The sequence below is a fragment of the Streptomonospora sp. PA3 genome, assembly GCF_009728995.1.
GTDB lineage: Bacteria > Actinomycetota > Actinomycetes > Streptosporangiales > Streptosporangiaceae > Streptomonospora.
In genome coordinates this window covers 36,212-48,331 of record NZ_VTZW01000020.1, presented here as the reverse complement: position 1 = coordinate 48,331, position 12,120 = coordinate 36,212, and the positions used below count along the sequence as shown (strand labels likewise).

The window sequence follows — 12,120 nt, the reverse complement described above, 5'->3', positions numbered from 1 at the left end:
GGTCCGATCCCCGTGCGCTGCACGCTTCTACCTGCGGGAAGGTTCCTCCGTGTCCCCTGCCGACGCCGGCGAAAGCTCCTTCGACACCGTCCTCGTCGTCGACTACGGCGCGCAATACGCCCAGCTCATCGCGCGGCGGGTACGCGAATGCCACGTCTACAGCGAGATCGTGCCCTCGACCATGCCCGTCGAGGAGATGCTCGCCAAGCGGCCCAAGGCCATCATCCTCTCCGGCGGGCCGTCGTCGGTCTACGCCGAGGGCGCTCCGCAGGCGCCCGCGAGCCTGTTCGAGACCGGCGTGCCGACCCTCGGCATCTGCTACGGCTACCAGGCCATGGTGCAGTCCCTGGGCGGCACCGTCTCCCGGACCGGCCGCAGCGAGTTCGGCCGCACCCGCATGGACGCGGGCACCGACACCGTGCTCTTCGCCGGCCTGCCCGCCGTCCAGACGGTGTGGATGTCCCACGGCGACTCCGTCTCCGCGGCCCCCGACGGCTTCCGCACCATCGGCAGCACCGACAGCACGCCGGTCGCCGCGATCGAGAACCCCCAGCGGGGCCTCTACGGCGTGCAGTTCCACCCCGAGGTGCTGCACACCGAGCACGGCCAGGCGGTGCTGCGCCACTTCCTCTACAACGGCGCCGGCTGCCGGCCCACCTGGACGATGGTCAACATCGTCGACGAACAGGTCGAGCGCATCCGCGCGCAGGTCGGCGGCAAGCGCGCCGTGTGCGGCCTCAGCGGCGGCGTGGACTCCGCGGTGGCCGGCGCCTTGGTCCAGCGCGCCATCGGCGACCGGCTCACGTGCGTGTTCGTCGACCACGGGCTGCTGCGCAAGGGCGAGGTCGAGCAGGTCGAGAAGGACTTCGTCGCGGCCACCGGCGCGGTGCTCAAGGTGGTCGACGCCCAGGAGCGCTTCCTCGACGCGCTGGCGGGCGTCAGCGACCCCGAGGAGAAGCGCAAGATCATCGGTCGGGAGTTCATCCGGGTCTTCGAGCAGGCGGCCCGCGAGGTCGTCGCCGAAGGCGGCAAGGACGGCGACGACGTCGAGTTCCTCGTGCAGGGCACGCTCTACCCGGACGTGGTCGAGTCGGGCGGCGGCACCGGCGCCGCCAACATCAAGTCGCACCACAACGTCGGCGGCCTGCCCGAGGACCTGCGGTTCTCGCTGGTCGAGCCGCTACGCGAGCTGTTCAAGGACGAGGTCCGCCGCGTCGGCGAGGAGCTGGGCCTGCCGCCGGAGATGGTGTGGCGCCAGCCCTTCCCCGGCCCCGGCCTGGCCATCCGCATCATCGGCGAGGTCACCCGCGAGCGCCTGGACGTGCTGCGCGAGGCCGACGCGATCGCCCGCGAGGAGCTTTCGCGCGCGGGTCTGGACCGCGACATCTGGCAGTGCCCGGTGGTGCTGCTCGCCGACGTGCGCTCGGTGGGCGTGCAGGGCGACGGCCGGACCTACGGCCACCCGGTGGTGCTGCGCCCGGTCAGCAGCGAGGACGCGATGACGGCCGACTGGTCGCGGCTGCCCTACGACGTGCTGGCCGCCATCTCCAACCGCATCACCAACGAGGTCCGCGAGATCAACCGCGTCACCCTCGACGTCACCAGCAAGCCGCCCGGCACGATCGAGTGGGAGTAGGGGCCTCCTGGGGCGTCGACGCAGACGCCGCGCGCCGCCTCCCGGCCGGCCGATGAGCGCACGCCGCATGCTTCCGGCGGCTCGCGATCGAGGCCGCTGCCGGCCGAGGCCGCCTGCGGCCATGCACGACCGGTGAGGCAGGGTTGGCGGTGCTCGGCCGGTTCCCCTAGGTTTGTCCGACGACGATCGCAGGGAAGAGTGGGAACCAGCCGTGGACCTCGTGCAGACGTTCATATGGAACGTGCCCTACATCCTGTTTCCCCTGCTGGCGTTCTTGGTCCTGTTCTTCGCCCCGGTGGGCCGCCGCCTGCTGCCGGCTCTGGGGCTCGTGCTGGTGCTGATCGACGGCGTGGGCGACCTGCTCCTCGGTATCAGCCTCCACGCGGGGCTCATGTGGGAGTTCCCCATGCTCGACCCGACCGCGTCGGCCGTCGCCAGATACGTGCTGAACTTCATCTACGCCGCCGGGCTCCTGTTGCTGGTCCTCGGCGTCGTCCGGCGCGTTCGCACCGGACCCGCCCGCGTCCCCGACCCCGCCTGGTCCGCGCCGCCGCCTACGGCACCGGGGCATCCGCAGCACCCGGGCGGCCACGGGGCCCACGCCGCTCCGCCGAACCACGCGGGACACCCCGGTCCGGGTGCCCGCCCCTCGGGCCCGAACCCGGGCATGGGGGCGCCGCCCGCCTCGGAGGGCCGCCCTCCGGGACACGGAGCCGTTCCGGGCGCGCCGCCGGCGGGCGGTGACAGCGGTCCGCATCCGTCGGCCGCGCCGCCGCCCTCGTCCCCCGGTTCCGGCGGTCCGCACCAGCCTCCGCCGGGCACCCCGCCGCAGACCAACGGTTGAGCCCCTCCCACTTCACGGAGCCCTGTGATGTTCTCCCCGGATCCCACGTCGCTGCTGATCAATCCGGCTGTCGCCGCGGTGTTCGCCGCGCTGCCGGCCGTCGTCGGCGTGATCGCACTCGTCCTGGGCGGACGCGCGCCTTCCGGCTCCACGCGGTGGATGACCCGGATCGCGGGCGCGGTCCTGATCCTGGACGGGATCGTCAACGGCGGCCTGATGCTGCTGATGTACAGCGGCGCCGTGGACGGCGAAGCCCTGGAGGCCCTCAACGTGGTGTGGAGCGTCCTCGACGCCGTCCTGATGATCGCCGGTCTCGGTCTGCTCCTGGTGGCCCTGGGACTCACCGGCAGGGCCGCGGCGGGAACGGGCGCGAACGCCTCCGCGCCGCCCCCCGGCCGACCGGGCGCCCCCGCGGCGCCGGGACCCGGCGGCCCGGGGTGGGGCGGCCCCGCCCGACCGGGCGGGTACGGCGAGCCGGGGGCACCCGGCGCTCCGAGCGGCCCCGGCGGTCCGGGCGGTACGCCTCCGCCGGACGGCTCGGCGGGCGGACCGCCGCAGCCGCCCGCGGGTCCGCCGCGGTCCTGATCCGCCTAGGCCGGGTGTAGGGGGGCGGAGGCGCCGCTTTCCAGGAACCCCCCGGTACCACCTGGGGCGGCCACCATCGAGGTTGCGGCAATGGGCGCGGTTCGCGTAGCGCGGTCGCAGCTTGCCGCCGAGTGCACGCTGCACCTGTCAGGCGGAGCCGTACCACTGGTGGCGGGCCTTTGCGGCAAAGTGCACTGCTGCTCGGCGGCAAGCCGGCTCTTTAAACAGGACGTAGGTCGTTGATGCCCTCCGGGCGGGCGGCACCTTCGGAGCACTCGGGGCGCCACTCGCCCCCGGCGGCCGTCAGCGGATCAGCTGCGCCAGCCGGTCCAGCTGCGGCAGCACGGTGTCGCGCCCGGCCGAGTCGACGCCGAAGAACACCCGGCCCACACCCGCCTCGGCGTAGGCGTCGATGGTCTTCTCGTCGGGCACGGCGTAGTACATCGACACGGGGATCGTCCCGCGCCCGGCGTCGGCCGCCAGCTGCTGCAGGCGCGTGACCCGCTCACCGAACTCGGCGACGTTGTCGAGCGTGATCCCCTGGGGCATCCACTCGTCGCCGAAGTCGACCACCCGCTCCTCGGCGGTGGGCCCGTTGCCGCCGACGATCACCGGCGGGTGCGGCTTCTGCACGGGCTTGGGCCAGGCCCAGCTCGTCTCGAAGTCGACGAACTCGCCGTGGAACTCCGCCTCGTCCTTCGTCCACAGCTCCTTCATCGCCTTGATGTTCTCGGCCATCCGCCGCATCCGCGTGCGCGCGTCGGTGCCGTGGTCGGCCATCTCCTCGCGGTTCCAGCCGGCGCCCACCCCGAACAGGAACCGGCCGCCGGAGAGGAAGTCCAGGCTCGCGACCTCCTTGGCGGTGTGGATGGGGTCGCGCTGGATCACCAGGCACACGCCGGTGCCGATGCGCAGCGACGTCGTCGCCGAGGCCGCGTAGCTCAGCGCGACGAACGGATCGAACGTGTGCACGTACATCCGCGGCAGCTCGCCGCCACCCGGGTAGGGGGACCGGCGGCTGACCGGGATGTGGCTGTGCTCGGGGAACACCAGCGACTCGAAGCCGCGGTCCTCGACCTCGCGGGCGAGCGTCGCCGGATCGACGGCGTCGTGCGTCGGGAACATCAGAATGCCGTACTTCATCGTCAGCCTCCGTCTCCTCGGTTCCTCTGGGGTCCACTGCCCATCAGCCGCGTCCGCCGACGGTTCATTCCCACGGCCGCGGCACCCTCGCGGCACGGCGGAGACCGGGCGCAGCCCTCGGCCGACGCCCGGATTACCGGCGCGCGGCAGTTGGTACTACAGTCTGTCGTAGACATCCGCGGTCCGCCGCCGACGCGCCCGACCGGCACCGGCGGAGCCGGCCGCACCGCACCAACCGGGGTGGAGGAGACCCGTGGTCGAAGCACTGACCACCACCATCCAGGTCGCATCGCTGATCCTGGCCGGATGGTGCCTGATCTCGACGTTCCGCGACCAGCCGATGGTCGTTCCCCACCTGGTGGCGGCCGCCGTCCTGTGGCTGCTCGTGATCGCGCAGGCGGTGGTCTCCGCGGTGCTGATGGCCCGCGGCGAACACCCCGCCGAGACGCTGGTCTTCATCAGCTACCTCGCCACGATCGTGCTGATCCCGCCGGCGTGCGCGGTGTGGGGCTTCATCGAGCGCAGCCGGTGGGGCCCCGCTGTCATCGCCTTCGCCTGCCTGATCCTGCCCGTGATGATGGTCCGCCTCGAACAGCTCTGGGATCCCGCCCGTGTCTGACCCCGCCGGCCGCAGCGGCCCCGGCCGCGTGCTCGTCGTCATCTACGCGATCTTCGCCATCGGGGCGACCTCCCGCGCCGCCGTGCAGATCCTCACCCGCTTCGACCAGGCGCCGCTGGCCTACACGCTCTCGGCGCTGGCCGGGGTCGTCTACATCGTCGCGACCGTCGGCCTGATCATGGGCGGCCGCACCTCCCTGCGGGTGGCCGCGGTCTCGTGCACCGTGGAACTGGTGGGAGTGCTGGTCGTGGGCGCGTTCAGCGTGCTGGATCCGGCGGCGTTCCCCGACGACACCGTGTGGTCGCGCTTCGGCAGCGGCTACCTGTTCATCCCCCTCGTCCTGCCGGTGCTGGGGCTGCTGTGGCTGCGCCGCATCACCCGGTCCCGCACGGCAGGGGAGCCCGTCTGACGCGCGCGGCGTCCGGGTAGCTTGCAGCCATGGCATCCGATGACAACAACCGCCCCGCGCTGCCCGTCGTCGTCGAACCGGAGTGGGCGGCCCGGCACCGCGGCGACGTCCTGTTCGCCGACGTCCGCTGGTACCTCGACGGCCGCTCGGGATATGCGGCCTACCTGGAGGGCCACCTGCCGGGCGCGGTGTTCGTCGACGTCGACACCGACCTCGCGGCGCCCGCGAGCGAGTCCGGCGGCCGCCACCCGCTGCCCGACCCGCGGGACTTGGCCGCTTCCCTGGCCCGGCTCGGGATCGGCGACGACACGTCCGTCGTCGCCTACGACGACAGCGGCGGCTCCACAGCGGCGCGGCTGGTGTGGATGCTGCGCGTGCTGGGCTCGCCCGCCGCGCTGCTCAACGGCGGGATCGACGCCTGGCCCGGCCCGCTGGAGCAGGGCGGGGTCGAGCCGGTGCACCGCGAACGCACCCCGGTGCCCTGGCCCCCCGACCGCATCGCCGACACCGCCGCCGTGCGCGCCGCGACCGGCGACCCGAACCGGCTGCTGCTCGACGCCCGCGCCCGTGAGCGCTACACCGGCGAGGCACCCGCTCCGGTCGACGCCCGGCCGGGCCACATCCCCGGGGCCCGCAGCGCCGCCTGGGCGGGCAATCTGACCGAGGACGGGCGAATCGCCGCGCCGGAGCGGCTGCGCGAGCGTTTCCGCGCCCTGGGCGCGGACTCCGCCGAGACGATCACCGCCTACTGCGGCTCCGGCGTCACCGCGTGCCACGATCTGCTCGCCCTGGAGTACGCGGGATACACCGGAGCGCGCCTCTACCCGGGGTCGTGGAGCGCGTGGGGGGCCGATGCGGGGCTGCCGGTGGAGACGGGGGAGGGCGGCGGATCCGCATGAACACCGCATGGCCGAAGGACCCGGGTCAGTGGGCGGCCACGCGGCTGACCAGGAGAGAGGGGCGAAGAGGGATCCAGGGCCGCACCGCAGTCCATGATGCGGCAACCTGCGGATATTCCGTGCGCGACGCGCCGATGTCGCCTTCCCGCGTGGAATGGGCAGCGGATACCACATGACCTCGTTCGCCGCTACGAGCCGCCCCGGCGTGTGTTCGGCGTCCGCCGCCACTTCCGGGTTCCGGTTCTCGGAAGGGTTGAGAGGAACCCTCCGGGAATCCTCTGCGGCGGCCACCCGAGAGGCTGCGGCAATGGGTGCGGTTCGCGTAGCGCGCCTCACTGCTTGCCGCCGGGCGCACGGAGCACCTTTGCGGTGGAGGGCTGCCGATGGTGCGGCTCCACCTGAGCGGCACAGCGTGCGCTCGGCGGCAAGCTGGCGCACAGCGCTGTGCGCATCACAGCCCCATTGCCGCAGCCTCCGTGGTTGCCGGCTCCGGTGGTTCTCGGAGGGTTCCTTTCAGCCCTCTCCACCTCAACCGAGCTCCGTCCACCACCCAACGGAAGACGCTTCGCGTCTGCCTTTTGCCCGCCCGTCGCCCACCGCCACCCTGACGGAAGACGCTTCGCGTCCCATTTTTTCGTCTGTCTCACCGCCTTCTAACCTCAGGCTCCGATCGTTGTCGGTAAGCAGGTCGAGTATCCGGAGGAGTAAATGAGTGCCAGTGACCCCAACAAGGGATTCCCCACCGGGGACCAGGACGGCGGTGGCCGTCCGGCGGAGCCGGCCGAGGCGTCCGCGGACCCCGCCCGGTCCGGCGCCGACCCCGCCTCCTCGGCCGAGCGTGCCGACCACGAGCCGCAGACCGGCGGCAACCCGCGCGATGCTGAAGGCGGAGAGCCTGTAGGCGGCGCCGCGGAGACCACCGCACGCTGGCGGTCGTCGGTGGCCAACCGCCCGGCGCGATCGACGCCCCAGGGCGCCGCGGAACAGGGCGGCGACGAGGCCCCCGCCGCGGACGAGAACCGGCCCGAGCCCCCTCAGGACCCCCGCGACGGAACCCCCTCTCAGGACGCCCCGTCTCCCTACGCGCCCGGCGCCCACCCCGCCGATGCGCGGCAGCCGGGCGGCCACGAGCAGCCAGGAGACCGCGCCCCCTACGGTCCGCCCCCCGGACCGGGCGGTCCCGGCCACCCCGGTCACCATGGTCACCACGCCGGTCCGGGCGGCTACGAGGCCGCGGCCTGGTCCGGAACAGGCGCCGGCGCCCCCGGCTCCTACGGCCCCGGACCCGAGCACGCCGGCTCCGCGCCCGGGGGCTGGCACCCCGGCTCGGGAGGCCGTCCCGGCGACCCCGGCTACGGCGGATACCCGCCGCCCCCGCCCGGTGAAGGCCACCCCGGCGGGCCCTACGGCGAGCAGCCGCGCAGGCCGTCGTTCCTCCGGCGGAACAAGGTCCTGCTCGTGGCCGCCGTGACGGCCCTGATCACCAGCCTGATCGTGGGCCCGGCCGCGGCCGCCGTCACCGCCTTCTTCGTCGAGGGCGCCGGCTCCACCTCGGCGCTGACCGGCGACTCGGAGGGCTCGGTCTCCAGCGGCGACGTCAGCAAGGTCGCCGACCGCGCGCTGCCGAGCGTGGTCTCCATCCAGGCGGGCCAGGGCGCCGGCAGCGGGGTGATCATCAGCTCCGACGGCAACATCCTCACCAACGCCCACGTCGTCGCCGCGGCCGAAGGCGACTCCGTCACCGTGTCCTTCCAGAACGGCGACGAGGCGCAGGCCGACATCCTCGGCTCGGACCCCGTCTCCGACCTCGCCGTCATCAAGGCCCAGGACGTGAGCGGGCTGAGCGTCGCCGACCTGGGCAACTCCGACAAGGTCGAGGTGGGCGCCGACGTCGTCGCGATCGGCTCGCCGCTGGGCCTGCAGGGAACGGTCACCTCGGGCGTGGTCAGCGCGCTCGACCGGCCGGTCAACACCGGCGCCAGCGCGCCGGAGCAGCAGCCGCAGAACCCCTTCGCGCCGCCCGAGCAGCAGCAGGAGCAGGAGCTGCAGACCTCCACGGTCATCAACGCGATCCAGACCGACGCCCCCATCAACCCGGGCAACTCCGGCGGACCGCTGATGAACATGAGCGGCGAGGTCATCGGCATCAACACCGCGATCGCCTCGACGGGGGCCTCGGGCCAGGCCGGCTCGATCGGACTCGGCTTCGCCATCCCGATCAACCAGGCCAAGCCCATCGCCCAGCAGCTCATCGAGGACGGCCAGGCCAGCTACGCCGCCATCCAGGCCACCATCACCGACCAGCGCCGCGCCGAGGGCGCCACGATCGTCGAGACCACCGACGGCGGTGCCGCGGCCAAGGCCGGGCTGGAGCGCGGCGACCGCATCACCCACGTCAACGGCAAGGAGGTCGAGGGCCCCAACGCACTCATCGCGGCCATCCGGGCCCACCAGCCCGGCGACACGATCACGATCGGCTACGTCCGCGACGGCGAGCACCACGAGACCGAGGTGACGCTCGCGGCCCAGTCCTCCGACAGCCTCAACGGCTGACGGCCCGCCGACGACGGCCTCCCGGAGCGGGGACCGGGAGGGGACGGGGGGACGGGACCCGGCGCTCGCGCCGGGTCCCGCGGGCTCGGCGGCCCGCCGCGGGCGCACGATGTGCGACACGACCGGCGCGCTCGGTGAATCGGGCGGGGCCGGGGTATCGTTCGCGGCACCGTGCGGCAACCGGCCGTACGCCGGCTGTAACGGCGCCGGCGGCGGCGACCGACGGAGAAGGCCACCGCAATCACGGCGCGGTCCCGCTCAGCCGCGCCTCGATCTGGAGACGTGACCATGGGCCACACCCTTCCCCCCGCACCCTCGGGCCGACATCGGCGGCAGGAGCCCCCACGGCGGAACGGCGGCGGACCGTCCGCGCGTCTGCGCGTGCTCATCGGCTCCGACACCTTCCCGCCGGACGTCAACGGCGCCGCGCTGTTCACCTCGCGCCTGGCGCGGGGACTCGCCGAGCGGGGCGGCGATGTGCACGTGCTGTGCCCCTCGGCGCAGGGGCCGCCGCATATCGCCGAGGCCGGCGGGGTCGTCGAGCACCGGCTGCGGTCCGTGCCGTCGGTGGTGCACGAAACCGTGCGCCTGGCGGTCCCGGCGGGCCTCACCGGCCACATCGACCGCCTGCTCGCCCGGCTGCGCCCCGACGCCGTGCACATCCAGAACCACTTCATCGTCGGCCGCCTGCTGCTGCGCGCGGCCCGCCGCCACGGCATCCCGGTGATCGCCACCAACCACTTCATGCCGGAGAACCTGTTCACCTACCTGCACTGCCCGCCGGCGCTGCGCTCGGCGATCGGCGACCGCGCCTGGCGCGACTTCGTGCGGGTCACCTCCGCGGCCGACCACGTCACGACCCCGACGGCCATCGCCGCCCGGTTGCTGCGCGACAAGGGCTTCCACCGGCCCGTCGAGGCGGTCTCCTGCGGCACCGACCTGGACCGGTTCCGGCCCCTGGCGGGCGGCGCCGCGCAACGCGCGCGGATCCGGCGGCGGCTGGGGGTGCCCGACCGGCCCACCCTCGCCTTCGTGGGGCGCCTGGACGCCGAGAAGAACATCGGCGACCTCGTCGAGGCACTGGCGCACATAACCGTTCCCGGCACCCAGCTCGTGGTGGCCGGCGCCGGACCGCAGCGGCCGCACCTGGAGGAGCTGGCGCGCAGCCGCGGCGTGGACGACCGCGTGCACCTGCTCGGGTTCGTGCCAGACGCGGACCTGCCGGACGTCTACCACGCCGCCGACGTGTTCGCCATCGCCGGCACCGCCGAGCTGCAGAGCATCGCCACCTTGGAGGCGATGGCCAGCGGGCTGCCGGTCGTCGCCGCCGACGCGCTGGCGCTGCCGCATCTGGTCCAGACGGGCCGCAACGGCTACCTCTACCCGCCGGGGGAGCCGGGCGATCTCGCCAAGTACGCCGCGGAGATCCTCTCCAGCGAACAGGAGCGCGACCGCATGGGCGAGGCCAGCCGCCGGCTCGTCTCCCAGCACGACCACCAGGCGTCCCTCGCCCGATACGAGGAGATCTACCGCGGCCTCGCGCCGCGCTGATCCCACTGGGCGGCCAAGATCGGCCGGCGGATGCGGAGGGCGCCGCCCGGCGGCCCCGTGCGTGGGAGGCTGGAGCCGCGGTGCACCGGCCGCGGGTGCCGGCCGTCAGACCGATGAGTTCGGGGCCCGCCCGCAGTCGACACCTCGACCACGATCGCGACTGCGGAGGCAGCGATGCGCAACCCGAGTGTGGAGAAGCTGGACGGTCTCATCGGCCGATGGACGCTGACGATGTCGGACGCCTGGTTCCTCGAACCCCCGGGCACCGAGGTGCACGGCTCGACGACGTTCGAGTGGATCGGCGACGCGTTCATCCTCCAGCGGTGCGACTTCGGCGGGGAATCGGCCTACGAACTCGCCATCGGGCACAGCGACGCCCGCGGCGGGTTCGCGGCGTTCTACCACGACGACCGCGGGGTCTCCCGGCTGTTCCACATGGCGTTCGACGGGACGGATTGGACGCTGACCCGCGAAGACCCCGACTTCCACCAGCGCTTCATCGCCGAGGTGGGCAAGGACGTGATCGCGGGCCGCTGGGAAGCCTCGGAGGACGAGGGGCGCACCTGGCGCAAGGACTTCGACCTCACCTTCGTGCGTACCACCGAGCGGCCCTGACGGCGTGCCGCGGCACCCGGATCACTCCAGCGCCGGCTTCGCGGGCCGAGTGCGGTGCCGGCCGGGCGGGGCGGCGCTCCTGCCGCGCTCGGCGACGTGCCCGGCCCGTCCCGGGGGCTCGGCGCCGGGTCTGACCTGATGGCCGGTCGAGTCCCGGTCGCGGTCGCGCCCGCCTGCGGTCCGCCGCTCCGGCGCCGTGCCGCGCGGCGGCCCTTCGGCCTCGGAGGCGGGATGCGGAACGTCGCGGCCGTCGGCCGGGCGCAGCCGCGCCGCGGTCGGCCGGGAGTCGGGCACCCCCGTATGCGGCGCCGGCTGGCTGGAGCGGGCGAGCATGATCACACCCGCGACGAGCAGGACGGCGGCAGCGGCGGCGATCGAGCCGTCCACCGGCCCGGTGGGGATGCGCTCGTCGAAGAAGGCCACGCCGATCACGGCGGCCGACAGCGGGTCGCTGATCAGCAGCGTCGCGTACGCGAGCGCGAAGTGCCCGCTGCGGTAGGCGTTCTGCACCACCACGGCGCCGGTCAGGCCGATCGCCAGGCCCACCAGCGTCAGCGGCTGCAGCACGGCCAGCAGATCGGTGGCCGCCTCCGACCCGATGACGCGCGCGTAGGCCGACGTCGCCCCGTAGGCCACACCTCCGGCCAGCGCCAGCGTCCAGGCCCGGGTGACCGCTCCGGTGAACCGGGCCGCCGCCACGCACACCACGATCACGCCCGCGCACACCACCGGCATGAGGATCGTCTCGGCGCGGGTGGGCACCGGCGCCCCTGCATGGCCCGGCAGCGTGGCCAACAGCCCGGCCAGCGCGATCGTCACCGCCAGCGAGCCCACCACCTGCGCTTTCGTCAAGCGCTGCCGGCGGAAGAAGGCGGAGAGCATCACCGCGAACAGCAGCCCGCTGACCCCGATCGGCTGGATGATGATCAGCGGCGCGTAACTCAGCGCCGCCATGTGCGCCACGACGCCCGTCACCGTGAGGAACGTGCCCAGGCACCAACCGCGGCTGCGCACCAGGAACGACAGCAGGCGCAGCTGGCCCAGCCGGGGCGCCCTGATGACCGACCGCTCCTGGAACGCGGCCCCCGCCGCGACAGCGAACGCACCCGCGATCGCGGCGACCACTGGCAAGGTCATGTGCTGCTGCGCCCTCCTTGCGGGGCACCCGCTGCGGCGGGTGCGGCTGGTACGTCGGGTACCTCGATGTGCGTGCGGGTCCGGCGGTGCGGTGCGGGACGGGCGCCGGCGAAACGGTGCCGGGTCGGG

At 73.6% G+C, this 12,120-nt stretch carries 11 protein-coding genes; 9 read left to right on the top strand and 2 right to left on the bottom strand.

Translation table 11 applies throughout. The annotated features are described in order from the left end of the window. Positions 1–49 precede the first annotated feature (49 nt). From guaA to FZ103_RS25005, 3 genes are all read left to right on the top strand, one after another. Positions 50–1,636, top strand: a complete 1,587-nt coding sequence (gene guaA, locus FZ103_RS22610; protein WP_186356711.1) for a glutamine-hydrolyzing GMP synthase — start codon at positions 50–52, stop codon at positions 1,634–1,636. Between the two features lie 211 nt (positions 1,637–1,847). After that, positions 1,848–2,480 (top strand): hypothetical protein, encoded by a 633-nt coding sequence (locus FZ103_RS22605; RefSeq protein WP_156003985.1) that lies wholly within the window; start codon positions 1,848–1,850, stop codon positions 2,478–2,480. 27 nt (positions 2,481–2,507) lie between these two features. Next, positions 2,508–3,065, top strand: a complete 558-nt coding sequence (locus FZ103_RS25005; RefSeq protein WP_186356710.1) for a hypothetical protein — start codon at positions 2,508–2,510, stop codon at positions 3,063–3,065. Between the two features lie 303 nt (positions 3,066–3,368). Here FZ103_RS25005 and FZ103_RS22595 read toward each other — a convergent pair whose 3' ends face one another. Then, on the bottom strand, positions 3,369–4,208 hold the full coding sequence (locus FZ103_RS22595) for an LLM class F420-dependent oxidoreductase (protein WP_156003983.1): 840 nt from the start codon (positions 4,206–4,208) through the stop codon (positions 3,369–3,371). A gap of 253 nt (positions 4,209–4,461) precedes the next feature. Here FZ103_RS22595 and FZ103_RS22590 point away from each other — a divergent pair, with 253 nt between their 5' ends. The 6 genes from FZ103_RS22590 (at position 4,462) to FZ103_RS22565 (ending at position 10,854) form a co-directional block, all read left to right on the top strand. Further along, complete coding sequence (locus tag FZ103_RS22590) at positions 4,462–4,827, top strand: hypothetical protein (protein ID WP_186356709.1); 366 nt, start codon at positions 4,462–4,464, stop codon at positions 4,825–4,827. After that, on the top strand, positions 4,820–5,236 hold the full coding sequence (locus FZ103_RS22585) for a hypothetical protein (protein WP_186356708.1): 417 nt from the start codon (positions 4,820–4,822) through the stop codon (positions 5,234–5,236). The genes FZ103_RS22590 and FZ103_RS22585 overlap by 8 nt, the downstream gene beginning before the upstream one ends. A gap of 29 nt (positions 5,237–5,265) precedes the next feature. Further along, entirely contained in the window at positions 5,266–6,135 is an 870-nt protein-coding gene (locus FZ103_RS22580; RefSeq protein WP_156003981.1) for a sulfurtransferase, read from the top strand. Between the two features lie 708 nt (positions 6,136–6,843). Beyond that, positions 6,844–8,688 carry a S1C family serine protease gene (locus tag FZ103_RS22575; RefSeq protein WP_156003979.1) on the top strand — a complete coding sequence of 615 codons (1,845 nt, stop codon included), beginning with the start codon at positions 6,844–6,846 and terminating at the stop codon, positions 8,686–8,688. A gap of 381 nt (positions 8,689–9,069) precedes the next feature. Further along, complete coding sequence (locus FZ103_RS22570; RefSeq protein WP_394350131.1) at positions 9,070–10,239, top strand: glycosyltransferase; 1,170 nt, start codon at positions 9,070–9,072, stop codon at positions 10,237–10,239. A 174-nt stretch (positions 10,240–10,413) separates the two neighbouring features. Further along, positions 10,414–10,854, top strand: a complete 441-nt coding sequence (locus tag FZ103_RS22565; RefSeq protein ID WP_156003975.1) for a hypothetical protein — start codon at positions 10,414–10,416, stop codon at positions 10,852–10,854. Positions 10,855–10,875: 21 nt separating this feature from the next. Here FZ103_RS22565 and FZ103_RS22560 read toward each other — a convergent pair whose 3' ends face one another. After that, positions 10,876–11,991 carry a DMT family transporter gene (locus FZ103_RS22560; RefSeq protein WP_156003973.1) on the bottom strand — a complete coding sequence of 372 codons (1,116 nt, stop codon included), beginning with the start codon at positions 11,989–11,991 and terminating at the stop codon, positions 10,876–10,878. Positions 11,992–12,120 lie beyond the last annotated feature (129 nt).